Source organism: Paenibacillus sp. NPDC057967 (genome assembly GCF_042887015.1).
Classification (GTDB): Bacteria; Bacillota; Bacilli; order Paenibacillales; family Paenibacillaceae; genus Pristimantibacillus.
Genome location: NZ_JBHVQB010000004.1, coordinates 410,756 through 437,642 on the forward strand (window position 1 = coordinate 410,756; position 26,887 = coordinate 437,642).

Below are 26,887 nucleotides of genomic sequence, written 5' to 3' on the forward strand. Positions count from 1 at the left end.
AACTCGTTCGTAGACTGAACTCTCGACCCGATGCTCTTGAGCGGTGCGGGCCGAGGGTTTTTCTGTTCATAATTATAGCGTGGCCGCGTGCGACGCCAATTCTAGGAGGCCTGTTTTACATGTACAAAGTGCTAGTATCCGATCCTATCAGCGATCTTGGGATCCAACAGCTTGTCGAAGCGACTGACATTATTGTCGACAAGAATCCTGGTTTAACAGAAGACGAATTAGTAGCAATCATTGGCGATTACGATGCGTTGCTTGTTAGAAGCCAAACTCGAGTCACTGCCAAAATTATGGAAGCCGGCAAAAAGCTGAAAGTGGTGGGACGAGCTGGTGTCGGTGTCGACAACATCGATCTGGGAGCCGCTACAGAGCGCGGCATCATCGTCATTAATGCGCCGGACGGCAACACGATTACAACTTGTGAACACACATTCGCCATGATGATGGCTGTTGCGCGTCATATTCCGCAAGCATACATGAAAACAGTCGGCGGCACTTGGGACCGCAAGTCCTTCCTCGGCGTCGAGCTTCGCAACAAAACGCTTGGCGTTTTGGGCATGGGACGCATCGGCAGCGAAGTAGCCAAGCGCGCCAAAGCGTTCGGCATGACGATTATGGGTTATGACCCGTTCATGACCGAAGAGCGTGCCGAAAAACTCGGCATCAAGCTGGCCAGTGTAGACGATATCGTCCGTGCGGCTGACTTTATGACCGTCCATACACCGCTTACGCCAGAGACACGCCATATGATCGGCAAAGCGCAATTTGCTGTCATGAAGCCGGGTATGCGGATCGTCAACTGTGCACGCGGCGGTATTATTGATGAAATTGCACTCGTTGATGCCATTGACCAAGGCATCGTTGCTGGTGCGGCATTCGACGTATTCGAAGTTGAGCCACCGGCTGAGGACCATCCATTCCTGAAGCATCCGAAAATTATCGTAACACCGCATCTTGGTGCTTCCACCATCGAAGCGCAAGAGAACGTAGCGATCGACGTATCGGAGCAGGTATTGCATATTCTGCGCAACGAACCATTCATGAATGCCGTGAACATGCCGCCGATTCCGGCTAATCTTCAAAGCAAGCTGCAACCTTACTTCACGCTTGGCGAGAAGCTCGGCAGCTTCATTGCCCAATCGACAGAGGGTGCTGTACAAGAAATTGTCGTCAGCTACTCAGGCGAGCTTGCCGAAGTCGATACGCAGCCGCTTACACGTTATATCGTTCGCGGCGTCTTGTCCCATCATCTTGGACAAGAGCAAGTTAACGTCGTCAACTCCATGCATCTTGCAAAAATTCGCGATGTGAACATCGTTATTCAGAAGTCACATGCATCGAAAGACTTTACGAATCTGGTGACAGTAGCTCTTCGCACGAAGAAAGAAGAACATGTCGTAGCGGGCACTTTGCTCACAGGCTACGGTCCTCGTATCGTTCAAATTGACAAGTACCCTGTCGATGTTACGCCAGAGGGCAATCTGATTCTCATCTCGCATAATGACAAACCGGGCATTATCGGCCGCGTTGGTACGCTGCTTGGCAACAACGATGTCAACATCGCTACGATGCAGGTTGGCCGTCAGCTTGAGGGCGGATCGGCGATCATGGTTCTGCGTGTAGACAAAGGAACGCCGAAGGAAGTGCTCCTGCAATTGACAAGCATGCTTGAGCTTAACACAGCGAAAGAAATCATTCTGCCCTAATTGTTTCACGAACAACAAGATTAATCGGTAACCTTCAACAAAAAAAGCGTTCCAGCGATGGAACGCTTTTTCTTATTTTCCGCTTATACGGACATCCTTCCCGATTCGGTGACAATTATTCTTTCCCTTCGACAGGAAGGAGAAGTGTAAAGGTTGTGCCGGTCGCGGCTGTGCTGCTTACATGAATTTTACCGTGATGCAGATCAATCAGGTTTTTCACAATAGCCAGTCCAAGACCCGTGCCGCCTGTCCGTTTTCTTGCTTTATCCGCCTTATAGAATCTCTCAAAGATATAAGGAACATCCTCGGGGGGAATGCCCACTCCTTCATCGCTAATTTCCAGCTGGATATAAGGCTCCCCGCTTACATGAAGATGCTCAGCTCCAATCGTAATGGATTTGCCAGCAGGCGTATGGCGCACCGCGTTGTCCATCAGATTCGTGAGCACCTGCTCCAGCCGATCCTCATCCGCCTGCTTAAGTGTCAGCTGCTGGTCCTCAGGAGCATTGACATGCAAGGCTACTTCACGTTCCTTGGCATACACCTGGAACTTGCGGTGTACTCTGCGGACGACAAGCCCCAGATCAATCTCCTGAAAGTTCATCTCGACATGTCCAGCTTCCATACGGGCAGTATCAAGGAAGTCATTGACCAGTCTGCCCATTCGAAGCGATTCATCATAGATGACCTGGACTAGCTCTCTTCTCTCTTCCGGCGATGCAACGATATCGTCAAGCAGAGCCTCGCTATAGCCTTGAAGCATCGATAGTGGCGTCCGGATCTCATGCGAAATGTTCGCCACGAAGTCTCGTCTCAGCTTATCGAGCTTATGCTCTTCCGTTACATTCCGGATTACGGCTACCGCTCCTCTTGTGACGTTCCCGGATTGCAAGGGAGCCATCACCACCGACCATACGCTGCTATGCACATGGACTTTTTCGGTCAAGTCCTTGCCATCCTTCATGACATGCTGGAACAGCTGCCTCAGCGGCATTGGCACGCCGGGAAATGACGGCACATCCTCCAACGGCTCCTGCTCCCATGCGGACTCCAGCGACGACCAGCCATTAATAAGCAATTGGCCGCTTGGGTTCGTCAAGATGACCTGCCCTTCCGAATCGAAGGTAATGACAGAATCCCCCATACTGCGCAAGATGCTCGACAGGTGATTCTTCTCATGGTGCAGGGCATGGATCAGCTTATCAAGCTGCTCTGTCATGTTATTGAACGTGATGGCCAACTGGCCGATCTCGTCAGAGGAGCTGATATGCACACGCGTGCTATAATCGCCTTGCGATACGGAATCCGCGGCATTCTTCAGCTGAAGGAGCGGCTGTTGGATTTTGGCCGAGAGGAAAAAAGCAAAAAACGTAGACAACAGAAATCCAATAATGGCCGTAATAATAAACAGCACTTTAATATCATGCGACGAATTCTCGTCAAACCATATATCGATATACTGCAGCAAAAAAACGCCGAGGATAAGAAGCACAACGGCGACCAACAACATGATGGTCGCCCACAGCTTGCCCACGACGCTATGCCACAGCAAACGCGCCAATCGATCCCAGAGCTTCATTTATTTCGGTACCTCTAGCTTATAGCCTACGCCCCATACCGTCGTAATCATAGCCGCCGCTTCCGAGGACACCTTGTTCAGCTTCTCGCGCAGCCGCTTGACATGCGTATCAACCGTACGCAAATCACCGAAAAACTCATAATTCCATACATCCTTCAGCAGTTCTTCGCGCGAGAACACTTTGTCCGGCGATACCGCCAAGTAATGCAGCAATTCATACTCCTTCGGCGTCAGGCTGACCTCGTGCCCGCCAGCTGTGACGCGATGCGCATCATGCTCGATCACAAGATGAGGGAATACAATATTATTGCTCGTATTCAGTTCCTTCGTAAGGAAAGCGGTCGCAGATGAGCGTCTAAGGATTGCCTTCACCCGGTAAATGACCTCGCGCGGGCTGAATGGCTTGACGACATAATCGTCGGCGCCGACCTCGAAGCCCTGGACGCGATTCATCTCTTCTCCCTTGGCCGTCAGCATAATGACCGGCGTCGCTTTCACTTGGCGCAGACGGGAGCATACCTCCACCCCGTCAATACCCGGCAGCATGACATCCAGCAAGATAAGAGCGTAGTCGGTATTGGATGCCAGCCTTAAAGCGGTCTCTCCATCTTCGGCTTCATCGATGACATAGCCTTCTTTCTCCAAATACATTTTCAGAAGACGGCGGATACGCTCCTCATCGTCTACAACCAATATGCGATTTCCGTAGTCGGACATGTCAAGCAACTCCTTTCATAAGCTCCATTATACACCGGAATAAGAATGCAAGCCTGCAATAATGAGGTTAACCCCAATGAGTGTGAACAATACGATCACGAAGCCGATAACTGCAAGCCACGACGAACGCAGACCCTGCCAGCCTCTCGACAAGCGGAAATGAAGGTACGCGCTGTAGAACAGCCAGGTAATAAGCGCCCATACTTCCTTCGGATCCCATCCCCAGAACCTGCCCCAGGCGATCTCCGCCCAGATCATCGCAAATATGAGTCCGCCGAGCGTAAAGATCGGGAAGCCAATCGCAATAGCCCGGTAACTGATTTCATCCAGATCATCCGGATCGATGCCTTCCATAACGGGATGAATAACTGCGCCAAGACGCTTGCGGAATAACAACCGCAATGCGCCGTACAGCAGTGTACCCGCAATAATCGACCATACAACCGTGTTGAGCTTGCGTCCTGCGTTGACGCCGTTCATCCAATATGGCGCTTCAAACAACGGCTTGTCCATGCCAAGGAACGTTTGAACCTCGACGATTTGGCTATTATACGGCTGTACAATTGGCGGCAAATAGTAATGGACCGTATCCACAATCGTGGATTCCTGGCCTTTATTATCGATATGCACCTTCTCTTCCGTAAACGATGCTTCATAGCCCGCAAATCGGAATCCGAAGACAGCTACGATAAAGCCGACAATGACGATAATCGAATAAAGCGTGAATTCGATCCAAAATTGTGCGCGTCTCGCTTCCTTTGTCTTGTCAGTGAAGTTGACGACGCGGAGCAGATACATCAGACCGGCAGCAAAGCCGACGGCAAAAAACGCTTCGCCCAGCGCGGCTGTCGTCACGTGTACCTTCAGCCACACGGAATTCAGAGCCGGAATGAGCGGCTGAACCTCCTGCGGGAATACGGACGCGTAAGCGACTATAATAATCGTAAGCGGAATTGCGAACATGCCGAGCAATGGCTTGCGGTACATGGCATATACGATCGTATAGGCGATCATGATCGCCATACCGAGGAATGTCATGAACTCGTACATGTTGCTTGTCGGAATCTGCTTGCTTCCGATCCAGCGTGTAAAGAAGAAGGTGAGATGTGCGACCAAACCTGCGGTCGACACGATAAATGCGATTCTGCCCCAGCGCTTCTCATGCATCTTGGGATCGCGGTTGCTCCACTTCTTGCCCGCTATGGCGATGACATAGAACATGAAAGCAAAGCAATATAGAAAAAAGGCAACCATAAACGCATCACTGCTAAAGTCCAATAAACTCACGCGTTTTTCCCTCCGTTATCTAGCGTCTTCGGATCAATTTCGATTCCGATCTTCTTCAGGGCATGTGCTACATCCGAACGCATGCCAAACCAATTCTTGTTCGTATGAGCGCCAAGCGCCAGCTTCCCGTCATCGATGCGAAGCCAGATCCGGCGATGCTGCCAATACGATCCCATGATTAAGCCAAGCATAGAGAAGACCGCGCCTACCCATAGATACGGAAGAGCCTTGTCCACACGCACGTTCAAATGGGTCGTAGCCTCGGAGAAGTCAACGTTTTCCATGCCGTCCACCCGAATTTCGATCTTGCCCGCGATTTCGCGGTTAATCGTATCCTGTGCGAATTTCACCTTGTCCTTCTGCATCGGGAAGTAGATGTACGGCTCGCCTTCAGGCTTCAGCCCTGGCCCTTTGACTGTAAAGACAAAGGCCGGCGCATTCGGATCCCGAGATAGCGTCGTTGGCTTTCCTTCGCTATTGAGCGCAAATTCCATGTAGTTGGCGAACAGGTCTAGCGTAAAAGGTCCTAGCTTATGCTGCAGCGCCGAATCCTTCATAGGGAGATAGAACGGGCCGTACTTCTCGCCGGTCTGCTTGTCCTCCAGAATCGGATTCACCGCATTCAGCCTCGGTGTCAAATCAAAGTCAAACTGGTAGAGCTTAAGACCGTCATAGACGAGCGGTTCATTCACAATGATGTTATGACGCTTGACTTCCTCCAGTACCGGCTCTTTGAGCGGATCATTGCAATCGCTCACACAAGCGTACAAGACAGCTTGCGTCTCGTAGTTTTTGGCTCGTGCTTTTCCTTGAAGCTGCTCCGGAAGCTCTTCGTCCTTGTAGAACTCGACGATGAACTTTTCGCTCTTGATATAGTAGTTCGTTCCCGCAATCTTGACCGTATCGCCATCGGGTACGCTTACATAAGCATCCATCTGCCAGCCCGGAATACTGCGCGCCAGAATAGCAAGCAAGAACAAAATCAAGCCAATATGGTTAATGTATGGACCCCACCGGCTGAATCTGTTCTTCTCTGCCAGCAGAGCCGTCCCTTGGCCTTCCTCTTGATGCACCTTGTATCCTCTGCGCTTCAGCTGAGCGCCGAAATTCGCCACCCATTCCTTCGGATCGCCCCCAATATCGGCGGTATATACCGTCTTCTGGCGCAATATGAATTGGTGATGCTTACGTATCTGCTGCTTGTTCAGCGCACGGTACAGCGGAAGCACCCGGTCCAAGCTGCAAATGACCAGCGACGTTCCGATCATGACGAGCAGGCCGATAAACCACCAGCTCTCGTACGTGTGGGACAAGCCAAGCATATAGTAGATCTTGCCCGGCAAACCATATGTATTCTCATAATAGGTAGACGGATCGAAATTATTGATGAACGTGCTCTCCTGCGGATAGATCGTGCCCAGCATAGCTGTCAGGAACGTAATGACGATCAAGTAGATCGCGATCTTGACCGAGGAGAAGAAGCTCCATATCTTGTCGATCACCGTCTGATTGCTCTTCTGCGATCTGCGGGCCACTCCGTCATAGCGCATCTCCAGCGGCGTATCGGATTGCTGCAAGTCCTTCAGGAGCGGCTTGCCGCAGGACTCACAAAGCACGGTTCCGACCGCATTCTGATGACCGCATTCGCATTTTGTATTTTCTACCGTTAACACGTGATGACCTCCTACAACTGCAACAATCTTTCCACTCGTTCCTCGATATCCTTCTCCAGCATGCCTCCGACCTTCACTTCCATCAGCGTTCCGTCAGGCTTAATGAAGAACGTGGTCGGATATTGCCGCAGCCCGTAGCTGCGCTCCGTTTGACGGTTCACGTCCCGGAGGATGGGGTAGGACAGATCAAAGCGATTCACAAAGTTGTTGACGGTGAGCGTATCCTCGCTCAAGTTAATCGCCAGAATGACCAAGTCGTGATCCTTCCACTTCTCGTATTGCCTCTCGAATTCCGGCATCTCTCTGACGCATGGCTCACAGAAGGTTCCCCAGAAATTCACTACAACCGGCTTCCCTTTGAATTCAGACAAGCTTCGGACGTTCCCATCGAGATCCGCTAGCTCAAATTTCGGCGGCTCGGCACCGACTTTAAGAAGCCCCGTCTTGTCCTTCCCGAAGAACGTGGAGCCAATGGCATAACCGCCTAATATCAGCACTGCGAGCAAGATCACGATCTGAATCTTCTTGCGCGACTTACCCATGTATGTATTCACCACCCGTTCTATTGACACAGCTGTCCTAGTATCATTATAACGAAAAGTCGACGGCAATAACTGCCGCCGCCGATCACTTTTTATGAACTTTATGTGTCTTGGTTGCTGCTCCCAGAAGTTCTTGAACCTCTTGCGGCGTGAGATGACGGAACTTGCCTCTGCCCAATTGCTGCAAGCCCAGCTCTCCGAATTTGATTCGTTTCAGCCGTATGACTTTATGATGGATGGCATCGAACATCCGCCGGACTTGGCGATTGCGCCCCTCATAGATCGTAATCGAGATCGTCGCTTCATTCTTCTCCGTGTCCACATCATGGTACTCTACCTCTGCCGGAGATGTCATGCCGTCTTCCAGCATAATGCCTCTCTGAAGCTTCTCCAGCGCAGTTCCATGCGGAACGCCTTTCACAGTAGCATGATAGGTTTTCGGAACGTGATGGCTGGGATGTGTCAGCTTGTTCGCGAATTCGCCATCATTAGTAAGCAGCAGCAGGCCTTCGGTATCATAGTCGAGCCGGCCAACCGGATACACTCTTTCTTTGATGCCCGGCAAGAAGTCAGTAACGGTCTTGCGTCCTTGAGGGTCCTTAGCGCTTGTAATAACGCCTTTCACCTTGTTCATCATTAAGTAAATCTTCTTCTCGCCTCTGATGGGCCTACCGTTTACGGTAATCGTATCGACCGCTACGTCCGCTTTCACACCGAGCGTCGTTACTTTCTCACCGTTAACCTCAACGGCGCCGGACAAGATAAGCTCCTCGCATTTCCGTCTGGATGCAATTCCTGCCTGAGCCAAAATCTTCTGTAAACGTTCCAATGCTCTTTCACCTCACTCTCCATCATAACGATATCGAGAGTAAAGCACAAGCTCCGCTACCTGAATATGTATAAGCAAATGGCGATTGCCGCAAAAAATCCGACAATATCAGAGAAAAGGCCAACCTTTAGCGCATAACGTGTACGTCTGACCGCAATAGCGCCGAAGTATACGGTAAGAACATACAACGTCGTATCCGTGCTGCCTTGGATCGTCGAAGCGATGCGGCCTATCATGGAATCCGGGCCATAGGTCTGAATCAAATCCGCCGTAAAAGCGAGCGACCCCGCACCTGTGAGAGGCCGAAGAATGCCAAGCGGAACGACTTCGCTGGGAATGCCCATCCAGTCGAAGGCCGGTTTAACCGCCGACAACATCAAATCCATGGCTCCTGACGCACGAAACATGCTAATCGCTACCATCATGCCTACCAAGGGGGGAATGATGGCGATGGCCGTTCCGAAGCCGTCCTTCGCTCCTTCTACGAAAGTCTCATAGACAGGAATTCGTCTTCGCATAGCGGCGTAAAGCGGAATAAACACAATAATAGCGGGAATCATCCAGGATGACAGCTTGGTAAACAACTCATACAACCTCTCCACCTCCCGTCGGCCGTACCCGTCCTTTGCCCGTTAAAGGCGGACGGGGGGTGGTTGGAGGAGCTTGGGATTTGCGGCGGTACCAGCGGTCAGCCAGAATAGCCGCCGCTGTTGCTACGAATGTAGCAGCCAGCGTCGTTCCTATGATCTCAGCAGGATTCGCCGAGCCATAATTCATTCTGATCGCAATAAGGGTTGTCGGAACAATCGTAATGCTTGATGTATTCAGCGCCAGCAGCGTACACATCGCTGGCGTCGCGGTGTCCTTATCCGGATTGAGCTTCTGAAGCTCCTGCATCGCTTTGATCCCCATTGGGGTGGCAGCATTGCCGAGTCCAAACAAATTGGCGCTTAAATTGCTCATGATGTAACCGATGGCGGGATGATCCTTCGGTATATCGGGGAACAGCCAGCGTACAATTGGCCTAAGCAGACGAGCCAGCTTCGTCAATAGTCCGGCATCTTCGGCAATGCGCATCATTCCGAGCCAAAATACCATAATGCTAATTAAACCAAAGCTTACCGTAACGCCTGATTTTGCGCCGTCGAAAGCCGCTTGCGTAACGGTATCCATTTTTCCGGTTATCGCAGCTACAACTACGCTTATGACGATAAAAAACAACCAAATCCAGTTCACCATATTTGACTTCCTCCCCCGCATACCGTACTGACCGGTTCCCGATCTCCCGCTCGAACACCCGTCAATGATGAATCAGCGATTCCGATGAAAATTCAAAACGCTGGCTTATCAGCTTATTGACTCCCTAATCTGGGGTTACCTGGTTCGTAGATCGGCACTGCGCCGATAGGCTGTCCGTTCAGATAAAATGCCAGACGGCCGCGCTCGCCAAGCGCATATGCTGTAGTTGCTGCATCTATAAGCTGAAGCTTGGAATGAACGGCATTATGCTCGTCCGATTCAAGCGGATAATGGAATCTTTGAGCTGCAACGTACGGATAACCGGCAATATCATTGCCCTTCTCGATAATGGACACCATCGGATAATGCTTGAAGCCCCAATCCAGCATATGGCGATGATCCGCCCAATCGTCCCCGTCATTGATGGTCACAGCCGCTAGCTGCTGGCCTTCACGAGTGGCGGAACTTACCAGGCAGCGAAATGCTTTTTTGGTGTAGCCTGTTTTGACACCATCGGCCCCATCGTACATCGACAGCATTTTGTTTTTGTTCTGCCAGCGATAGTCCCAGCTGTCAATGGGATTAGGGGCTCGCTTTTCTCTCGTCTTGACAATCTCCGCAAAAGCTTCATTTCTAAGCGCGTAGGCAGTCAGCTTGGCAAGATCATTGGCCGTGGAGTAGTGACCCTCCTCATCCAAGCCATGCGGATTGCGGAACTGGGAATGGGCAAGTCCGATCTCTTCCGCCTTCTGATTCATAAGAAGTACAAAGCCTTCTTCAGAGCCGCCTACATGCTCCGCAATGGCGGTTGCTGCATCGTTGCCTGAGCGCAGCATCAGTCCATACAACAAATTCGATAGGCTCATCTCTTCTCCCAGCCTGAGATAGATCGACGAACCTTCCCTGCCGAATGCGCGTTTGGATGTTTTCACCATATCGTTCATATTGCCATGCTCGATCGCTACAATCGCCGTCATAATTTTTGTCAAACTGGCGATCCGCATCGGCGTATCTCCCTCATGACTGTAAAGCAATCTGCCCGACTGAACATCAATCAGTGCCGATGCACGCGCCTTCGTACCAAGCGGCGAAGGAGCCGCTGTCGCGCTGCCAGGCACTATTGTCCAGCTCATAAACGACATGATGATCAACAGCGCAATTAGGCGCATGAGTCTGCTTCGCTTTTCGCTGTTCATGCTGTGTATACCCCTCTCGTTGCGATGGTAAGCTGACGACTTTCTTGCTCCTGCCATAGTATATGCTTGTACTGCCCGGGGTAGACGAGGCGATTCATTCAAAAAAATGAAAAACTGCCCTTTCGGGCAGTCAGGGGATAAGCATATGGGACAACTTTTAACCGTGTCGCTCGGTCTCATCCGCAACATGTCCGTCGATAATCGTGGTTGTTGTCTCCACGTAGTCCGTGTCGGAATGGTTGCCTCGCATCATCGTCTGAAGCTTTTCGAATACTTTTGGAGCGGAATCGATCACTTTCTCCATCAGATGGGTCTGATTATCAAGCGGAACGATTTTGACGCCATGAGTGCCCACAACGAGAAAAGCGATTGGCGTAATGGATACACCGCCGCCGCTGCCGCCGCCAAAAGGCAGCGATACGGAAGCGTTATGCGCATCCGTTGCTCCGCCTGTGTGTTTATGCTCATTCTCCGTACGAATATCGCTTCCGCCGGCAACAAAGCCAAAGCCAACCTTCGAGATCGGCATAATAACACTGCCATCCGGCGTCTGAACCGGATCGCCAACGATGGTATTCACGTCTACCATCTCTTTAATGTTTTCCATAGCGGTTTGCATTAGGCCCTGAATAGGATGTTCTGCCATGCTTTGACGCCTCCCTTCCATTTCTTCATGCGAACTAAAAGTTGAAGTCCGGCAAGGATAGCATAACCGAAGCGGATTTGCGCTATGCACGACCACTCGGTCTTAAAAGCTGGTTGGCTGAAGTTGGGGTGGACCTCCATTACCGGCCCGCTCTTCACATGAACTATCTGGGACAGCAGCCCCAGAATCCCCGTCTTCACTGACCAGACGGCACCAGTAGCCATAGCCGTCCACATTGCGTCACCGGTGCCAATGGAGGTCGTCCAGCGCCATTCCGTCAGGTGTACTCTGGCTAGAGTATCCTTAATCCAACCCTTCAAATCCTTTGTCAAACGAAGGATCTCCTTGTACTTCTCAATAGAGCTGACGACTTTGTCCGTGTCGATCTCGTCGTTGAACTCTTTCCATGTATTCAATCCCGCTTTGCTTGCGCTCACTTGTTCATCCACTTTCACAGCCAGACCGTCCATGCTCATGAACGGGATTTTGTAACGGTATCGAATGAGGCCGAACAATGCTCTCACGTTTAGCTCTGCATCATCATTATTGCCAACCCGCCTCACATATCCATGAACGACGACCGGGGAGGACAAAACAACGACGATGGCAAGCAAAAAAAAGCCGCCGGCCCAAATCCAACCGTAAGGGTTACCGGGCATGTTAATGCTTCCTCCGTTTCCCTAATATAGGTTGAAATTAGTATGGCCTGGCGGCTGATTCTCATTCTTTTAATTCATCAATTGTCATTTGTCTTCCATCGAGGCGCTCGAACAGCATCTGGGTTTGCTCGTCCAGCGCATCATCGACATCGATATGCTTCGGCTCCGGCAATTCGCGTATGGAGGCCAATCCAAAATAATCAAGAAATGATTTCGTTGTTCCGTATAAGATTGGCCTGCCGATGGCTTCCGCGCGGCCCACCTCTTCGATCAAATCTTTTGATACCAGAGATTGTATGGCACGATCGCTCTTCACGCCGCGAATTTCTTCGATATCGATACGCGTGATCGGCTGTCTGTAAGCGACAATAGATAATGTCTCCAGCGCTGCCTGCGACAGCTGAGCCCTGGTAGGCGTATAAGCCATGCGTTCAAAATACAGTGCATGCTCCGGGTGGGTCGTCATCCGGTAGGCGGATGCAACCTCGGTAATTTGAATTCCCCGCTCCTCGCGCTGCAAATCCCGTTGCAAGTCATATACCAATTCAGAGGCAAAGTCGGAATCCATCTCCAAGATATCCGCCAATTGGCGTTTGGTTAATCCTTCATCGCCGGCCATGAATAGAAGTCCCTCAATAATCGACTTCAACTTCTGATAATCCATTTTCTTCCGATTCTCCTCTCCAATGAATGACGATATCTTCAAAGAGCGAATGCTGGAAGCAGCGAATATGCTTCATCTTCATTAGCTCTAATATCGCAAGAAACGTCACCACGACCTCATGCCGATCCATGTTCTCGCGGATCAGTTTGGAGAACCTGACCGTCTCATATTGCTTTAGCACGTCCACGATATCCCTGATCCGGTCCTTGACCGATATCTCGTCCCGCTGTACAGTAGCGATTACGTTTCGCCTTGCGGCTTTGCGCAGCGCCTTCTGGAAAGCAGCGACCAAATCCGAAACATGCAAGCCTTCAACGGGATTGATGATTTCTTCTTTTAGAAATGGGGTCATATCCTCCGGCTCTCTGGAAAATACGAGACTGCGTTCGAATTCCTTCTCCCGCAGCTGATCCGCCAATTGCTTGAATTTGCGGTATTCCACCAGCTTCTGAATCAGCTCGTCGCGAGGATCGAGGCCGTCATCTTCCCATTCCTCGTAATGATCTTCAAAGACGGGAGGTTTCGGCAAGAGCTGCTTGCTCTTAATTGCCAGCAGAGTCGCCGCCATGACGAGAAACTCGCTGGTTACATCCAGCTCCAGCTCCTTCATGGCATCCAGATACTCCATATATTGAATGGTAATTTCGCTAATGGATACCTCATGGATATCAATCTCAGCCTTGTCGATCAAATGAAGCAGAAGGTCCAGCGGACCTTCGAATGCTTCCAGCTTATAAAGCACAGACACTCTTGCAACCTCCCGCGTTGTACAGCTGGCCGGTTATCCTTGCAGCTGTTTCGTTAAATTCGCCATCTCGATCGCGGTAACAGCCGCTTCGTAGCCTTTATTGCCTGCTTTCGTACCTGCGCGCTCAATGGCTTGCTCGATAGAATCGACCGTCAATACACCGAAAATCGTCGGAACGCCTGTTTTGAGCGCTACGGCAGATACGCCTTTAGCCGCTTCGTTACACACATAATCGAAATGAGGCGTAGCGCCTCTGATGACAGCGCCAAGCGTAATAACGGCGTCGTATTTGCCGCTCTCCGCCATCTTTTGCGCGATTAGCGGAATTTCGAAAGCGCCCGGTACCCAAGCCACTTCCACATCCGATTCGGAAGCTCCGTGACGCTTGAACGCATCCAAAGCTCCGCCTAGCAGCTTGCCGCTGATGAACTCATTAAATCTTCCAACCACTACGCCATATTTTAACCCTTCTGATACTAAATGTCCCTCATAAATTTTCGTCATGTTCAAAACATCCTCTCAAATTTGTTTGTATGGGTCTAATTTATTGTTCCTGCTGGGGTACCGCATCCGGCTCCAGACCTTCTATACGCAGCATGTGGCCAAGCTTCGCCTGCTTCGTGCGCAAGTAATGGCGATTGCTCTCGTTCGCTTCCATCTGAATCGGAACGCGCTCGACTACTTCCAGGCCGTAGCCTTCGAGTCCTCTGATTTTGCGAGGGTTGTTCGTCAGCAATCTCATCTTGGATACGCCAAGATCCTTCAAAATTTGAGCTCCTATGCCATATTCCCGCAAATCCGGAGCAAAGCCTAGCTTAATATTCGCTTCAACCGTGTCGAATCCCTGCTCCTGAAGCTCATAAGCTTTCAATTTGTTGATCAGGCCGATGCCGCGTCCTTCCTGTCTCATATAGAGCAGCACACCGCTTCCGGCTTCATCGATTTGCTTCAACGCCGCGGCAAGCTGTGGACCGCAATCGCAGCGGTGGGAGTGAAACACATCGCCCGTGAGGCATTCGGAGTGAACGCGCACTAATGTTGGTTTACTTGGATCAATCTCGCCTTTCACAAGTGCGACATGCTCCTTCTGATCCACCTGATTCGTATAAGCAATCGCTCTGAATTGGCCGAAGTCGGTCGGCATCTTCACATCAACCGCACGCTCTACCAGCTTCTCCTTCTCATTGCGATAGCGGATAAGCTCTTGAATCGTAACAAGCTTCAGGCCATGCTTCGTCTTGAATTCTACCAAATCGGGCAATCTGGCCATCGAGCCGTCTTCCTTAATAATCTCGCAAATAACGGCAGCCGGCTTGGAGCCGCTAAGCTTCGCCAGATCAATGGCAGCTTCCGTATGTCCCGCGCGTCTCAGCACGCCGCCTTCCTTGGCGATCAGCGGGAAGATATGTCCCGGCCGGCGGAAATCGCCTGCCTTCGCATCGGGATCGATCAATGCTTTTATCGTAAGCGACCGCTCATGAGCAGAGATGCCTGTCGTGGTCGACACATGGTCAATAGAGACGGTAAATGCCGTACCGTGATAATCCGTATTATGCGTGACCATCGGCGGCAGTTCCAGCGCCTCGGCCCTCTCCTGAGTAATCGGCGCGCAGACCAGGCCTCTGGCTTCCGTAATCATAAAGTTGATAACTTCCGGTGACGCTCCGTCAGCAAGTGCGATCAAATCGCCTTCATTCTCGCGGTCCTCATCATCGACGACAATGACTGGACGGCCTTGCTTCAGTTCGCTTATTGCTGCTTCAATCGTGTCAAATACATCTTGTTCTTCGGCATGATTCATTTTGGTTCCCTCCCTGGCCTTCTATATTCTCTCTTATAAAAACCCATGCTCCGCCAAATAAGCGGTTGACAGCTTGGATGGTTCGTTTTTCTTAGGGGTGCTGTGACCCCTGAAATGCAGCAGATGGTCCACATACTTCCCGATAATATCGGTCTCGATATTCACAATCGAGCCTGGCTGCCTGTACTGCAGCGCAGTCTCGGCAAGCGTATGCGGAATGATCGATACGGTAAAGCCGTCTTCTGTTGTGTCTATAACGGTTAAGCTAATTCCGTCGATCGTAACAGAGCCTTTGGGGATAATATAGCGCAGCTGCTCCGGATCATCCAGCCGAATCCGAAAGACGACCGCATTGGCATCCGCCTTGCGCGTGACGACCCTTCCGGTGCCGTCGACATGGCCCTGCACGATATGTCCGCCGAATCTAGCGCCGGCCTGCATGGCCCGCTCCAGATTAACCGGCTCTCCCGACTGCAGCAGATGCAGGCCGGACCGGCGATACGTCTCCGGCATCACATCCACCGCAAAAGATTGCCGATCGTAGGAAGTGACCGTCAAGCATACGCCATTGACCGATATGCTGTCGCCTAGCTTGACGCCTTCCGTTACGACTTTCGCCGCAATCGTCAAGATCATCGCTTCGCCTTGCCTGTTCACGCTCTTCATCGTTCCTATTTCCTCTACCAAGCCTGTAAACATGAATCCTAAGCTCCTTCCCTCGCGCCGGATCGCCCTATCATGCCCCTGTATCCGCAGCGTATCTAGGATATCCGGTCACGCATATATCGTCTCCCGCCATCTCTACCTGAACCCGTTCCAATGGAATGGCCTCCGACATCGCGGCACGGCCGGGGAGCGCAATGTTTTGCGGTGCCTCGGCGCCGCCGATAAATTTGGTTGCATAATAGAGCACGACTTTATCGATCAGACCTTGGTCAAGCATCGTCCCGCTTAGCTTGCCCCCGCCTTCCAGCAAGATGGAGCCGATCTCTCGGCGCCCAAGCTCAGCCAGCGCTACTTTCATGTCCACGGCCGGACCGCTGCCGCAAGTGATGACATCGATGCCGGCCTCCTTCAGCAGCCGCTGCTTCTCAGTATCGGCTTGCTCAGTCGTCAGCACAATCGTAGGCGCCGATGGATCGCTCACCACACGAGCTTCAAGCGGAAGACGAAGCTTGGAGTCGACGATGATGCGGACCGGATGGATGGCAGGCACTGCCGCACGGGTCGTCAGCTGAGGATCATCAGCCAAAGCTGTTCCAATGCCAACCATGATCGCCGCATGCTGATGGCGCAGCGTATGCGTCTGCTCCCTTGCGACAGATCCTGTCACCCACTTGCTGTCGCCTTGCTCCGTTGCGATCTTGCCGTCCAGCGTGCTGGCCGTCTTCAAGGTTACGAACGGCAGGCGGGTTGTAATATACTTATTGAATTTCTCATTCAAGGCTTGGGATTCATGCTCCAACAAGCCCGTGCTGACTTCAATGCCATGCTTCCTTAACCGGTTCACTCCTGTACCGGAGACAACGGGATTAGGGTCGGTGGCCGCGACTACGACTCTGGCCGCACCAGACTTTATAATCAGATCGCAGCAGGGCGGTGTTTTGCCATGGTGGCTGCAAGGCTCCAGTGTCACATAGACCGTCGCTCCTTGCGCTTCGCTGCCGGCCATCGACAGCGCATGCACCTCGGCATGGCCTTCGCCCCGCTTCAGATGAGTGCCGATGCCTACGATACGTCCTTCTTTCACTACAACGCAGCCAACAACCGGATTAATCCCGGTTTGCCCGGAAGCCTTCGCCGCCATCTGAATCGCCAGCGACATGTAATACTCGTCATTCAATATATCGATCAAGACGCAAAAACCCCCCATACCGGCAAGCTGGCCGACAGGGGGGTGAGATATCGAGAACAACGGCGTGAGTAATAAGATATGCCCATAAGCAAACAAGGCAAGCACCGCTAAGTCAGCACAAATAACCGTGCATAGCTGCGCCTTCATGCCAAAGCATGCTCCAAAACAGACCGCAATAAAGCGGTCTTGCATCTATCTTACTCGCAAAGTCAACAAATAGACTTCTCCCTATACATGTGAAAAGATGCACAAGGGAAAATGACAAATCTGTTGTACTGCATTGCCGAAGCTTCTCCTTCTCCCATCCAGACTATACTGTCGGTCCCGGATTTACACCAGGTCCACCGTTCCAATGTCTCACAAGTTATTGCCCTTATGAGCTCATCAGCCCGGGTCACGGACTAACGGAATGCGCAGCACATACGGTTGTCCGTTCTGCGCTGCGCTCCGATCACCGCCGGTTGGGAATCTCACCCTGCCCCGAAGGAAAGCTAACTTACTAATTTATAGTACACATCGTACCATTATTTTTCGGAAACTTCAACTGTCTCCATTTTGTCTCCGCCTTTAAGCGCGTCAACAAACTCCATGCCTTTAGTTACTTTGCCGAAAACCGTGTGTCCGCCATCCAGATGCGGCTGCGGCTGGTAGCAGATATAGAACTGGCTTCCGCCTGTGTTGCGGCCGGCATGGGCCATCGCAAGCGTACCGCGCTCATGCTTGTTCGGGTTGATCTCACAGTTGATCGTGTAGCCTGGTCCACCTGCTCCGCTGCCATTCGGACATCCGCCCTGTGCTACGAAACCTGGAATAACACGGTGGAAAGTCAGACCGTTATAGAAACCGTCGTTCGCCAGCTTCTCGAAGTTCGCGACAGTATTAGGCGCGTCCTGGTCGAACAGATCCAGATGAACCTCTCCGCCGCTCGCCAATTTGATTTTTGCTTGTTTTGCCATTATTGCATCTACCTTTCTTTATCCGAATAAGACTACGTTACCAATTCTGCCCTTACTTCGCAAGGGTTGATTTCTGCAGTCTTGCCGGAATCACGTCATTGCATACAATATTGTCAAGCGATTCGCGCTTAACAACAAGGTCTGCCTCGCCGTCTTTTACGAAGACGACAGCCGGACGGCGGATGCGGTTGTAGTTGCTTGCCATCGCATAGTTGTATGCGCCTGTGCAGAATACAGCAAGCAGATCGCCGGTCTCCGCTTTCGGCAATTCCAGATCCCAAATGAGCATGTCGCCGCTCTCACAGCACTTGCCTGCAATAGACACCGTCTCTTCTGTCGCTTCGCTCGCTCGGTTCGCCAGAAGGGCCTCATAACGGGATTGGTACAGGGCTGGACGCGGATTGTCTGTCATGCCGCCGTCAACCGCGATGTATTTGCGTACGCCGGGAATATTTTTGCTAGTCCCTACAGTGTACAGCGTTGTGCCGGCATCGCCGACCATGCTGCGGCCCGGCTCTACCCAAATTTCCGGAAGCGGGAAGTCCGCATTTGCAAAGTTGGTTTTGATTGCGTCCGTAATGGCGCCTACATATTCACTGACCGGAAGCGGCGTGTCGCCTTCCACGTAACGGATGCCGAAGCCGCCGCCCAGGTTGATTACCTTGAAGGTCAAGTCCAGCTCTGCGCGGATGGAAACGGCGAACTGAGCAACCTTGTCAACCGCCATACGGAAGCCTTCAACCTCGAAGATTTGCGAACCGATATGGGAGTGAACGCCCAGGATAACCAGATTGTCCAATTTCAGCGCTTCTTCAATCGCTTGCTTCGCAGCGCCGTTGCCCAGATCGAATCCGAACTTGGAGTCTTGCTGTCCTGTCGAAATATAATCATGCGTATGCGCTTCTACGCCTGGTGTAATGCGCAGCAGAATGTTTACTTTTTTGGCTTTGTCGCCGGCAAGGGCGTTAAGCAGCGCCAGCTCGTCGAAGTTGTCTACGACGAAGCAGCCGATACCTGCGTCCAGAGCCATGTTGATCTCATCCGGCGTTTTGTTGTTGCCGTGGAAGTGGATGCGCTCCACCGGGAAACCCGCTTGCAGAGCCGTGAACAGCTCGCCGTCGGACACCACATCCAGCGATAGTCCCTCTTGCTCAGCGATGGCGCACATCGCCATTACGCTGAACGCCTTGCTCGCATAGGCGACCTGGAAATTCAGTCCGGAAGCCTTGAATGCTTCGACATATTCTCTGGCGCGCTGGCGCACAAGAGCCTCGTCAACAATATATAATGGCGTACCGAATTTCTTCGCCAAGTCTGTGACGTCATTCCCGCCTATTTCCAAATGACCGTTTGCATTAATGTTACTTGTACCGTGCAGATACATTGCTACCCCTCGCTTTTTTGACGCTTCCATCATGAAGCGCTACTGATATTATTTGCAACTATAGCATCAGTATAACGCATGAGCAGCGCATCTGAAATGGATAATTTCGCATTTCATTTGTATTTTTACGTTCCTTTAGCTCGTCTCCGGCATCTTGTCCCGCTGCTGCGGCCTCAATATATTCGGCCTTGTCCGATTATAGAGAAGCGGCTGACGAATGACGATGCTGAGCAGCGCTTTCGCATCGAAGGGGATGATCGGCCACATATAGGGACGGTTCATCGAACGCTCGTTCACCAGGAAAATGACAATCACAGTCGTTACAATGACGAACCCTGGCACGTTGAAGGCCGCCACCGCCATAAGCAGCACCAGGCGTACGATCCGGTTGGCAAGGCCGAGCTCATAGCTTGGCGTAGCGAACATCCCAATTGCTGCGATTGCCATATAAAGGATAACCTCATTCACGAACAGCCCCGTCTGCACCGCAATATCGCCGATCAATATCGCAGCTACCAGCGACATGGCCGTCGCAAGGGTAGTCGGCGTATGTACGGATGCCATCCGCAGCAAATCGACACCGATCTCCACGAGAAGAAACTGCACAAAGAGCGGAATTTTCCCCGTCTTGCTCGGCCCCAGAAACTCCAGCATCGGCGGCTTGAACTCCGGGTGCATGACGAACAAGAGCCATAGGGGCAACATAAAGAGCGATGCAAATATACCAATAAATCTGACCCAGCGCAGATAAGTGCCAATGAATGGCGTCTGCCTGTTTTCCTCTGCATGCTGAACCAGGTCGGTATACGTTGTTGGCAATGTCATGACGCTGGGAGATGTATCCACAAAGATGGCGACTGACCCTTCCAGCAAATGCGCTGCGACCGTATCCGGGCGCTCCGAATAGCGTACGAGCGGGAAGGGGCTCCAGCCGCGCTTGATCGTCGCTTCCTCCAGCTGCTTATCCGCAAGCGGCAAGCCGTCTACCTTGACCATCGATATTTTGTCCTTGATCGACTTCAGCAGCTCTTTATCTACAATATCGTCGATATAGGCAATACACACGTCCGTTTTGGTGCGCTCTCCGACCATGACAAGCTCATAGCGCAGCTTGGGATCGCGCAGCCTTCTGCGGACAAGGGAGATATTGACCATCAGCGTCTCGTTGAAGCCATCGCGCGCCCCGCGCACGACCTTCTCCAGGGACGGCTCCTCCATGCCGCGTGCCGGAAAGTTTTTGGCATCGATCTTCAGAGCTTTGCTTTCTCCATCAATGAATAAGGCGCTGCCGCCAGCCAGCACAAACGTGATCAGCATATCCCAGTCTTCTTCCTTGTCTACTTGCGCAGCAGGCACATAGAAGTCCAGGAACGAATGAAGCGCATCGCTGCTTAAATCGCCTGGCTCCAGATAGGTCAGTCTCATGAGCACTTCCGTCAATACTTCTTCCTTCACCAGGCCATTCAGGCAAAAAAGCGCCGTCCTCTTCTCTCCGAATGTCATCTCCCGTACGACAACATCAAAGCTTGTTTTGTAGCCCATCTCCTCCAGCTTCTTCAGCACAGTGTCCAGATGATGGGGAATCGGTTCCCTCTTCTTCTTCTCTTTCTCCTCTTGTTCCTCTTGCTCCTCGATCCCCCTGCTGACTTGCATAATCTCATCGAAGCTGTTGCCTTCCTCCTCAGCTCCGCCGCGGCGAGATTCTTCCTGCAACTGGTCTTCGGATATAAATTGCGGCTTCATCCCGCCGTCCTTGCTAACTTCCTCGTTCTCTCTTTGCATATCACTCATCATCGGCCCACCTCGTTTTCTGTTTGCTCGCTTTACCACTGGAATACTAGCCAATCGAACAAGGAACCAAATGTTTTCCCCAATACCATCGCCATTACAAGTCCTACGATATAACGCGACAGCTGCAGCCGCTTCGCCAGAATCGGCAGAACGTTCATGACTTCCGTCAGCGCAGCGGCCAGCATCCCTACAAAGATTCCGTCGAACAGCCCCGCTCCGCTTAAGAATAGCGGTGGGGGCAGCGACAATCGCCAGTCCATAAAGTCGGCGAATGTCCAATAGAGCGCTCCGCTAATAATAGCTGTCTCGAACCAGATCGATAGCCGGAATGCGTTCGTCAGCTGCGCCAATCGCGGTATCAGATCGAAGACAATCAGGAGCGCCACGAGCCCGCTGCCCACCGCCAGGCCTCCGCCAATGCCCAGCACGGCAATGAACATGTTCGCCAATAGATCAATCATGGGAACCGCCGCCGTGGAGCTGGTCGTAATTGGCCTTTTTCCTCATCTCATCCGCAATGACGTAGTCATTAATATTTTCCTGGTACATGAACAGCTCGACCTCCAGCGGGTTGGGCTCTTCATTAAACCGCTTGCGGAAGATGTGGTTGAAGAACAGCACCATACCCAGTCCGACACCGAACGAATACGGAATTTGGAACCAAAGCGGATGCTCCGTCTTCTTCCCCGTTACAAGCTCGACAATGCGGATATGGACTTCCTTCATGCTCACGTCTGTGTGGAAATTCATAATGGCCAGCCCCGCTCCAAAAAAGAGCAGCAGCCACGCAAGCACAAGCAGCGCGTACCTCGGCTTGACCGGCTTGTCGGCAACCATCAGCAGCACCTGCGGATCGCCGTAAGCTTCAACCGTCACGTCAGGATATAACTGCCGTATCGACTTGACGATCTGGAGCATATCAATGACGACGCGGTTGCCATCCTGCTTGCTATGCTCGTAGAGCTTGAGACTCTTCAAGCTGTCCTCCAGCCCGTCATCATCCGTCATCAGTCTCGCCACTTGTCCAAGCGTAACCGTGTGCGTGGGCCGGATGTAGATTCTTTTTTTCAATCGCAGATAGAGGACCCCATGGCTGGAACTGCCCATATGTCATCATCCCTTCTGCCCCTTCATGGCAATTCGTTTCTCGATTAGTATGAGACAAGGAGGATAAGGATACTCAGCCAAAAATATGAAGGTTTTGCATAAAAAAAGACCAAACCGCTATTGAGCGATTTGGTCCCTGATCGATTGCAATATTTTTTTCTCCAGGCGCGATACTTGCACCTGCGATATGCCTAGCCTGCTGGCGACCTCGGATTGCGTCTTGTCCCTGTAGTAGCGCAAGTAGACAATCAGTCGCTCCCTTTCGCTCAGCCCTTCAATCGCTTCTACCAGTGCCAGCTTATCGAACCAACGCTCCTGTGAGTCGTCAGCGATCTGATCCATCAGCGTAATGGGGTCCCCGTCATTCTCGAACACCGTCTCGTGAATAGAGGTAGGCGGCTTGTTCGCCTCCTGGGCGAACACCACATCCTCCGGTGTAATGCCGAGGCGCTCCGCTACCTCCGATATCGTCGGCAGCCGTCCCAGCGTCTTCGACAGCTCATCCTTCATCTTGCGAACCTTGTTCGCCGTCTCCTTGAGCGACCGGCTTACCTTTAGCGTGCCGTCGTCCCGCAGAAACCGCTGAATCTCTCCGATAATCATCGGAACCGCATACGTCGAAAACTTCACGTCGTACGACAGATCGAATTTATCGACTGACTTCAGCAGACCGATACAACCGATCTGGAACAGATCCTCGGGCTCATAGCCCCGGTTGATGAAGCGCTGCACAACAGACCAGACCAGTCTGATATTGCAGTTGACAAGCGTATCTCGCGCGACGGTATCCCCAGATTGGCTGAGAGCGATCAGACGTTTCACTTCCGCGTCATCCAAATAAGGCTGGGCTGTTTGCTTCAAATCGACATCCATGAGGCTCAACCCCTATGCTCTAATTGTAGAGCGCTTTTTTTGACTCGATTCTCTTCTGCATGTCTACCCGGGTTCCGCCGCCTATCGAGCTGGAAACCTCGAAGCGGTCCATAAAATTTTCCATAATCGTAAATCCCATTCCGGAGCGTTCCAGCTCCGGCTTTGACGTATAAAGCGGCTGACGAGCCAGCTCGACGTCCTCAATACCGCGGCCGCGATCCGATACGACGATGGATACCATGTCCATATCAATAGAAGCTTCAATCTCCACCATCTTTGTCCCATCGCTATCATAGCCGTGTATGATCGCATTGGTTACGGCCTCCGAGACGGCCGTCTTTAAATCGTTCAGCTCTTCCATGGTCGGATCCAGCTGAGACACGAACGCCGCGACTGCGATGCGAGCAAAGGCTTCATTCTCCGAACGGGCGCTGAACGACAGCTTTAATTCGTTGCGGCTTGTCATGACACCACCTCCAAACTCGTAATCGCGCTTCGCTCATTGTCGTGAATGGCAATGATTTTGAACAACCCCGATAGCTCGAACAATCTGCGTACGGCGGGATTGACATCACAGACTACCATTTTGCCGCCCTTGGCCTTCACTTGCTTGTAGCGGCCCAATATGACACCGAGTCCCGAACTGTCCATGAACCCCAGATCCTTCAGGCTCAAAATGACATGGGAGACGCTGTCGCGCAGTAAGGCTTCCTCCATCTTGTACCGGACAATATCCGCCGTATGATGGTCAAGCTCGCCATGCAACCGCACAATCAGCACTTTGCGGTAATGCTCCAATTCGATTTGCAGACTCATTCGCGCTGTTCATCTCCTTCAGGGTAATGGATACTCTTGCCGAGATAGAACTAGCAATTCTCTAAATGCCCTTCCAATTCCTGCACACCGACAAAACTAGAAGCATACCGCTAGGAGCTGACAAAAGCTGCACGATTCCCGCATTAATGGAACAATCCGCCTGCTGCACGGCCCAGAAGCTTCCACCAGCTGGCCTTGTCGATCTTATTAGGCGCAGCAATGTCATATTCCTTAAGCACCTGATCTCCCTGATAGACGATCAGCTTGCCAATCGATTGACCTTTCTGAATCGGTGCCTTAAGCTGATCGTTAAGCTTCAGCTCATGCCGGATATCCGCTGTCGGCGTCCCTTTCTTCAGCAAGATACTGTATGGCTTCTCCGCAATAAGCTCAAGCTCGGATTCCATTCCCTTCTCGATTCGGGCTGTACCGATGGGGTCGCCTTCGCCTACAATCGGATAGTTCATGTATTGGGCGAATGCATAATCGAACATTTGAGATACCTCGTTGTTCCTGTGCTTGGTCGTTGGTTCGCCCATGACGACCGCGATAACGCGCAGATCATCCCGCTTCGCCGTTGCCGACAGACAATATTTTGCCTCGCTCGTAAAGCCGGTCTTAAGACCGTCCGCCCCGCTGTAGAAGCGAACAAGCTTATTCGTATTGACGAGCCAGAACGGCTTCTCCGACGATTTCCTGAGGTAGTCCTGGTATAATCCCGTATACTTCGTCACCTCTGAATGTCTCAGCAGCTCCCTGGACATGACGGCAATATCATGCGCGGAGGAATAATGTCCTTCAACCGGCAAGCCATTCGGATTGGCGAACTGCGTATCATTCATGCCAAGCTCCTTCGCCTTCTCGTTCATCATGGCGACGAATTGGCTCTCCGTGCCCGCAAGCTTCTCCGCCATTGCGACCGACGCATCATTGCCCGATGCCAGCGCGATGCCTTTGATCATATCCTCGACAGACATCTCTTCGCCTTGCTCCAGGAAGATTTGCGAACCACCCATGGATGCGGCGTATTCACTTGTGCGCACCATATCGGTCAGCTTGATTTTCCCTTCGTCCAAAGCTTCCATGACGAGCAGCAGCGTCATAATCTTCGTAATGCTGGCAGGCGGAAGCCTGTCGTGGCTGTTCTTCTCGTAGATGATCGTTCCGGTATCGGCATCCATAAGGATAGATGATCTTGCGGATGGCGCCAGGTCGATTGTCCCTGCGCTTTGCTGCTGCGGCGCTTTCTCCTCAGCGAGCGCTGCCGCCGGCAGCATAAGCGTACATGTCATAACTATTGCGATTAATGAAGCTACTGATCTCTTCAACGAAATGTCCCTCCTGGTAGATAGATGTGCAATACGGCACTATTTTCCTTTCCAGTGTTGACGCTATCGCTGGAAATTATTCCTTGGCGGAGCATTTCGTGAATGGATTCAATTGTAAAAAACGTGCTGATTTTCACTTTCTGCAACTATTAAGCGCGTGGTTTGAAGGGAGCGGATAAGATGAAAAGAAATACTCGAATGGCAGCGCGTGCTTGAGAGAGGTCATCCCCGTCGCTATCTGGAAACGGAGCCTTTCAAAGGTTATATCATTTAAGTCGCTCAAACCGACCTATTAACCATTAAGCGTCTCACAAAGCGTTTTAAGTCGATTTCACAGGCATATTCCCGCTTTACCTGCCTCACTGACTCATTTAAGTCGCTCAAACCGACCTATGCCTCCAGTTGAACGCTAACAGACCAATTAAGCCGATATCACCGACCTATTTATCACCTGGTCGCCTCCCTAGCTCATTCAGTCGATTCTACCGACTTATTTCCCACCCGAGCGCCTCCCTAGCTCATTCAGGAATCTCGCTACAAAATAGTAAAACTAGTAGCTAACAAATCCTAAATAACAAGAGAAGCTTCACGCTACTGGCTTGCTGAGGATCATAAAGAACATTTGCTGACGAAACTTGTCATCTGCAAAACAAATCAATGAAAATAACAAAAAAGCCAGCGCCTATGCGCCAGCTTAACCTTACTTTCTTCAATTTCTGTTATTTCACTTAAGCACCTTCGCAACAACATAGACAAAAAGCCTGGATCGCTTCTCTATAACAGCATCGGCATCTCTGCTGCTCTGGCTGCATGACCTTGCCGAACAATAGTCAAACTTATAGCCTGCTCAGCCCATATGCTGATCCTGCCAACGCCACAGTTCCTTGCTGGAGGTCGATATGCCGATGACCCCGCTCTTCAGCGCCAGTTCGTAATCCTGCATATCCACCATCAAGCCACCGGCAATTATCGGTATGTCCAGCTCGGCGCGAATGCGCCCCATAATACGAGGGCACACCATGCCAGGGAGCACCTCAATTGCATCAGGCTCTGATGCTTTCGTCATCCTGATTCCATTCTCGAGCGAGACGGAATCGAAGACGAACAGGCGCTGAACCGTCAGCAAACCCAGCTTTTTGGCTTCGGCTATAATGTTGTTTTTGGTCGTCACAATGCCGTCAATACCCACCTTCTCGGCCAAATAAGCAACGCCTGTCTTGTCCTTGCCGATCCCGTCAATGAGATCGAAGTGGACGAAGGACAGCTTGCCGGCGTCCCTGATCCCCTCGACGATCGCATCGATTCTAAATATATCCGTCTTCAAAATAAACACCACGCTAGAGCTGGTCTCCAGCACGGGTTGCAGCTCTTCCTCGTTCATCAGGGATGTAATAATCGGCTTACGCTTCAAAAAATACGCCATTCTTCTGGCACCGTCATGATCTTTTCTCATCTCTCATCACCTCATCGTTGATTCAACGCTAT

28 protein-coding genes and 1 riboswitch are annotated in these 26,887 nt (G+C 51.6%); of the genes, 1 reads left to right on the forward strand and 27 read right to left on the reverse strand.

The annotated features are described in order from the left end of the window. Nucleotides 1-119 precede the first annotated feature (119 nt). Nucleotides 120-1,712, forward strand: coding sequence for a phosphoglycerate dehydrogenase (gene serA / locus ACFVSO_RS12390; RefSeq protein ID WP_387473797.1), 1,593 nt, complete (start codon nt 120-122; stop codon nt 1,710-1,712). 115 nt (nt 1,713-1,827) lie between these two features. Here serA and ACFVSO_RS12395 read toward each other — a convergent pair whose 3' ends face one another. From ACFVSO_RS12395 to ACFVSO_RS12525, 27 genes are all read right to left on the reverse strand, one after another. Continuing rightward, nucleotides 1,828-3,291, reverse strand: a complete 1,464-nt coding sequence (locus ACFVSO_RS12395; RefSeq protein WP_387473800.1) for an ATP-binding protein — start codon at nt 3,289-3,291, stop codon at nt 1,828-1,830. After that, complete coding sequence (locus ACFVSO_RS12400) at nt 3,292-4,008, reverse strand: response regulator transcription factor (RefSeq protein ID WP_116044806.1); 717 nt, start codon at nt 4,006-4,008, stop codon at nt 3,292-3,294. A 27-nt stretch (nt 4,009-4,035) separates the two neighbouring features. Next, the gene (gene ccsA, locus ACFVSO_RS12405; RefSeq protein ID WP_387473804.1) at nt 4,036-5,295 is read right to left on the reverse strand and encodes a cytochrome c biogenesis protein CcsA; all 1,260 of its coding nucleotides are present in this window, start codon (nt 5,293-5,295) and stop codon (nt 4,036-4,038) included. Continuing rightward, on the reverse strand, nt 5,292-6,968 hold the full coding sequence (resB, locus tag ACFVSO_RS12410; RefSeq protein ID WP_387473806.1) for a cytochrome c biogenesis protein ResB: 1,677 nt from the start codon (nt 6,966-6,968) through the stop codon (nt 5,292-5,294). Before resB ends, ccsA begins: the two co-directional genes overlap by 4 nt. Nucleotides 6,969-6,979: 11 nt before the next feature. After that, nucleotides 6,980-7,510, reverse strand: coding sequence for a redoxin domain-containing protein (locus tag ACFVSO_RS12415; protein ID WP_387473809.1), 531 nt, complete (start codon nt 7,508-7,510; stop codon nt 6,980-6,982). Nucleotides 7,511-7,595: 85 nt separating this feature from the next. After that, a complete protein-coding gene (locus tag ACFVSO_RS12420; protein WP_387473812.1) occupies nt 7,596-8,339 on the reverse strand; it encodes a pseudouridine synthase in 744 nt (247 codons plus the stop codon). A gap of 56 nt (nt 8,340-8,395) precedes the next feature. Beyond that, nucleotides 8,396-8,932 (reverse strand): spore maturation protein, encoded by a 537-nt coding sequence (locus tag ACFVSO_RS12425; protein ID WP_387473814.1) that lies wholly within the window; start codon nt 8,930-8,932, stop codon nt 8,396-8,398. Further along, nucleotides 8,925-9,578: a nucleoside recognition domain-containing protein gene (locus ACFVSO_RS12430; RefSeq protein ID WP_387473817.1), complete on the reverse strand. Its 654-nt coding sequence runs from the start codon at nt 9,576-9,578 to the stop codon at nt 8,925-8,927. Before ACFVSO_RS12430 ends, ACFVSO_RS12425 begins: the two co-directional genes overlap by 8 nt. Before the next feature lie 113 nt (nt 9,579-9,691). Further along, nucleotides 9,692-10,774, reverse strand: a complete 1,083-nt coding sequence (locus ACFVSO_RS12435; protein ID WP_387473820.1) for a D-alanyl-D-alanine carboxypeptidase family protein — start codon at nt 10,772-10,774, stop codon at nt 9,692-9,694. Nucleotides 10,775-10,931: 157 nt separating this feature from the next. Beyond that, complete coding sequence (ytfJ, locus tag ACFVSO_RS12440) at nt 10,932-11,420, reverse strand: GerW family sporulation protein (RefSeq protein WP_387473822.1); 489 nt, start codon at nt 11,418-11,420, stop codon at nt 10,932-10,934. Beyond that, nucleotides 11,393-12,079 carry a DUF2953 domain-containing protein gene (locus ACFVSO_RS12445; RefSeq protein WP_387473824.1) on the reverse strand — a complete coding sequence of 229 codons (687 nt, stop codon included), beginning with the start codon at nt 12,077-12,079 and terminating at the stop codon, nt 11,393-11,395. Before ACFVSO_RS12445 ends, ytfJ begins: the two co-directional genes overlap by 28 nt. 61 nt (nt 12,080-12,140) lie before the next feature. After that, the gene (gene scpB / locus ACFVSO_RS12450) at nt 12,141-12,743 is read right to left on the reverse strand and encodes an SMC-Scp complex subunit ScpB (protein WP_387473827.1); all 603 of its coding nucleotides are present in this window, start codon (nt 12,741-12,743) and stop codon (nt 12,141-12,143) included. Then, nucleotides 12,712-13,491 carry a segregation and condensation protein A gene (locus tag ACFVSO_RS12455; RefSeq protein WP_387473830.1) on the reverse strand — a complete coding sequence of 260 codons (780 nt, stop codon included), beginning with the start codon at nt 13,489-13,491 and terminating at the stop codon, nt 12,712-12,714. The genes scpB and ACFVSO_RS12455 overlap by 32 nt, the downstream gene beginning before the upstream one ends. A gap of 33 nt (nt 13,492-13,524) precedes the next feature. Beyond that, nucleotides 13,525-13,995: a 6,7-dimethyl-8-ribityllumazine synthase gene (gene ribH / locus ACFVSO_RS12460; RefSeq protein WP_120113199.1), complete on the reverse strand. Its 471-nt coding sequence runs from the start codon at nt 13,993-13,995 to the stop codon at nt 13,525-13,527. Nucleotides 13,996-14,035: 40 nt separating this feature from the next. Beyond that, nucleotides 14,036-15,292, reverse strand: coding sequence for a bifunctional 3,4-dihydroxy-2-butanone-4-phosphate synthase/GTP cyclohydrolase II (locus ACFVSO_RS12465; protein ID WP_387473833.1), 1,257 nt, complete (start codon nt 15,290-15,292; stop codon nt 14,036-14,038). Nucleotides 15,293-15,325: 33 nt separating this feature from the next. Next, complete coding sequence (ribE, locus tag ACFVSO_RS12470) at nt 15,326-15,991, reverse strand: riboflavin synthase (protein WP_387473836.1); 666 nt, start codon at nt 15,989-15,991, stop codon at nt 15,326-15,328. Between the two features lie 37 nt (nt 15,992-16,028). Further along, nucleotides 16,029-17,165: a bifunctional diaminohydroxyphosphoribosylaminopyrimidine deaminase/5-amino-6-(5-phosphoribosylamino)uracil reductase RibD gene (gene ribD, locus ACFVSO_RS12475; RefSeq protein ID WP_387474276.1), complete on the reverse strand. Its 1,137-nt coding sequence runs from the start codon at nt 17,163-17,165 to the stop codon at nt 16,029-16,031. 271 nt (nt 17,166-17,436) lie between these two features. Continuing rightward, a riboswitch (FMN riboswitch) is annotated at nt 17,437-17,639 on the reverse strand. Between the two features lie 32 nt (nt 17,640-17,671). Further along, on the reverse strand, nt 17,672-18,103 hold the full coding sequence (locus tag ACFVSO_RS12480) for a peptidylprolyl isomerase (RefSeq protein WP_387473839.1): 432 nt from the start codon (nt 18,101-18,103) through the stop codon (nt 17,672-17,674). 52 nt (nt 18,104-18,155) lie between these two features. Beyond that, nucleotides 18,156-19,487 (reverse strand): diaminopimelate decarboxylase, encoded by a 1,332-nt coding sequence (gene lysA, locus ACFVSO_RS12485; RefSeq protein WP_387473842.1) that lies wholly within the window; start codon nt 19,485-19,487, stop codon nt 18,156-18,158. A gap of 135 nt (nt 19,488-19,622) precedes the next feature. After that, nucleotides 19,623-21,281 carry a spore germination protein gene (locus ACFVSO_RS12490; protein ID WP_387473845.1) on the reverse strand — a complete coding sequence of 553 codons (1,659 nt, stop codon included), beginning with the start codon at nt 21,279-21,281 and terminating at the stop codon, nt 19,623-19,625. Nucleotides 21,282-21,310: 29 nt separating this feature from the next. Next, complete coding sequence (locus ACFVSO_RS12495) at nt 21,311-21,739, reverse strand: stage V sporulation protein AB (protein WP_387473848.1); 429 nt, start codon at nt 21,737-21,739, stop codon at nt 21,311-21,313. Further along, nucleotides 21,732-22,385 carry a stage V sporulation protein AA gene (locus ACFVSO_RS12500; RefSeq protein ID WP_387473850.1) on the reverse strand — a complete coding sequence of 218 codons (654 nt, stop codon included), beginning with the start codon at nt 22,383-22,385 and terminating at the stop codon, nt 21,732-21,734. Before ACFVSO_RS12500 ends, ACFVSO_RS12495 begins: the two co-directional genes overlap by 8 nt. Before the next feature lie 117 nt (nt 22,386-22,502). Then, the gene (gene sigF / locus ACFVSO_RS12505; RefSeq protein ID WP_387473853.1) at nt 22,503-23,258 is read right to left on the reverse strand and encodes an RNA polymerase sporulation sigma factor SigF; all 756 of its coding nucleotides are present in this window, start codon (nt 23,256-23,258) and stop codon (nt 22,503-22,505) included. A gap of 19 nt (nt 23,259-23,277) precedes the next feature. After that, nucleotides 23,278-23,724: an anti-sigma F factor gene (gene spoIIAB, locus ACFVSO_RS12510; protein ID WP_387473856.1), complete on the reverse strand. Its 447-nt coding sequence runs from the start codon at nt 23,722-23,724 to the stop codon at nt 23,278-23,280. Beyond that, nucleotides 23,721-24,074, reverse strand: a complete 354-nt coding sequence (gene spoIIAA / locus ACFVSO_RS12515) for an anti-sigma F factor antagonist (protein WP_387473859.1) — start codon at nt 24,072-24,074, stop codon at nt 23,721-23,723. Before spoIIAA ends, spoIIAB begins: the two co-directional genes overlap by 4 nt. A 143-nt stretch (nt 24,075-24,217) precedes the next feature. Continuing rightward, nucleotides 24,218-25,402 (reverse strand): D-alanyl-D-alanine carboxypeptidase family protein, encoded by a 1,185-nt coding sequence (locus ACFVSO_RS12520; RefSeq protein WP_387473861.1) that lies wholly within the window; start codon nt 25,400-25,402, stop codon nt 24,218-24,220. A gap of 847 nt (nt 25,403-26,249) precedes the next feature. Continuing rightward, the gene (locus ACFVSO_RS12525; RefSeq protein WP_387473864.1) at nt 26,250-26,855 is read right to left on the reverse strand and encodes a glycerol-3-phosphate responsive antiterminator; all 606 of its coding nucleotides are present in this window, start codon (nt 26,853-26,855) and stop codon (nt 26,250-26,252) included. Nucleotides 26,856-26,887: the final 32 nt, after the last annotated feature.

What these genes read in the sequence shown, in the direction of transcription:
- serA (WP_387473797.1), top strand. Translation starts at nt 120, where the DNA reads ATGTACAAAGTGCTAGTATCCGATCCTATCAGCGATCTTGGGATCCAA.
- ACFVSO_RS12395 (WP_387473800.1), bottom strand. Translation starts at nt 3,291, where the DNA reads ATGAAGCTCTGGGATCGATTGGCGCGTTTGCTGTGGCATAGCGTCGTG.
- ACFVSO_RS12400 (WP_116044806.1), bottom strand. Translation starts at nt 4,008, where the DNA reads ATGTCCGACTACGGAAATCGCATATTGGTTGTAGACGATGAGGAGCGT.
- ACFVSO_RS12415 (WP_387473809.1), bottom strand. Translation starts at nt 7,510, where the DNA reads ATGGGTAAGTCGCGCAAGAAGATTCAGATCGTGATCTTGCTCGCAGTG.
- ACFVSO_RS12430 (WP_387473817.1), bottom strand. Translation starts at nt 9,578, where the DNA reads ATGGTGAACTGGATTTGGTTGTTTTTTATCGTCATAAGCGTAGTTGTA.
- ACFVSO_RS12435 (WP_387473820.1), bottom strand. Translation starts at nt 10,774, where the DNA reads ATGAACAGCGAAAAGCGAAGCAGACTCATGCGCCTAATTGCGCTGTTG.
- ytfJ (WP_387473822.1), bottom strand. Translation starts at nt 11,420, where the DNA reads ATGGCAGAACATCCTATTCAGGGCCTAATGCAAACCGCTATGGAAAAC.
- ACFVSO_RS12445 (WP_387473824.1), bottom strand. Translation starts at nt 12,079, where the DNA reads ATGCCCGGTAACCCTTACGGTTGGATTTGGGCCGGCGGCTTTTTTTTG.
- scpB (WP_387473827.1), bottom strand. Translation starts at nt 12,743, where the DNA reads ATGGATTATCAGAAGTTGAAGTCGATTATTGAGGGACTTCTATTCATG.
- ribH (WP_120113199.1), bottom strand. Translation starts at nt 13,995, where the DNA reads ATGACGAAAATTTATGAGGGACATTTAGTATCAGAAGGGTTAAAATAT.
- ACFVSO_RS12465 (WP_387473833.1), bottom strand. Translation starts at nt 15,292, where the DNA reads ATGAATCATGCCGAAGAACAAGATGTATTTGACACGATTGAAGCAGCA.
- ribE (WP_387473836.1), bottom strand. Translation starts at nt 15,991, where the DNA reads ATGTTTACAGGCTTGGTAGAGGAAATAGGAACGATGAAGAGCGTGAAC.
- ribD (WP_387474276.1), bottom strand. Translation starts at nt 17,165, where the DNA reads ATGGGGGGTTTTTGCGTCTTGATCGATATATTGAATGACGAGTATTAC.
- ACFVSO_RS12480 (WP_387473839.1), bottom strand. Translation starts at nt 18,103, where the DNA reads ATGGCAAAACAAGCAAAAATCAAATTGGCGAGCGGCGGAGAGGTTCAT.
- lysA (WP_387473842.1), bottom strand. Translation starts at nt 19,487, where the DNA reads ATGTATCTGCACGGTACAAGTAACATTAATGCAAACGGTCATTTGGAA.
- ACFVSO_RS12490 (WP_387473845.1), bottom strand. Translation starts at nt 21,281, where the DNA reads ATGATGAGTGATATGCAAAGAGAGAACGAGGAAGTTAGCAAGGACGGC.
- ACFVSO_RS12495 (WP_387473848.1), bottom strand. Translation starts at nt 21,739, where the DNA reads ATGATTGATCTATTGGCGAACATGTTCATTGCCGTGCTGGGCATTGGC.
- ACFVSO_RS12500 (WP_387473850.1), bottom strand. Translation starts at nt 22,385, where the DNA reads ATGGGCAGTTCCAGCCATGGGGTCCTCTATCTGCGATTGAAAAAAAGA.
- sigF (WP_387473853.1), bottom strand. Translation starts at nt 23,258, where the DNA reads ATGGATGTCGATTTGAAGCAAACAGCCCAGCCTTATTTGGATGACGCG.
- spoIIAB (WP_387473856.1), bottom strand. Translation starts at nt 23,724, where the DNA reads ATGACAAGCCGCAACGAATTAAAGCTGTCGTTCAGCGCCCGTTCGGAG.
- spoIIAA (WP_387473859.1), bottom strand. Translation starts at nt 24,074, where the DNA reads ATGAGTCTGCAAATCGAATTGGAGCATTACCGCAAAGTGCTGATTGTG.
- ACFVSO_RS12525 (WP_387473864.1), bottom strand. Translation starts at nt 26,855, where the DNA reads ATGAGAAAAGATCATGACGGTGCCAGAAGAATGGCGTATTTTTTGAAG.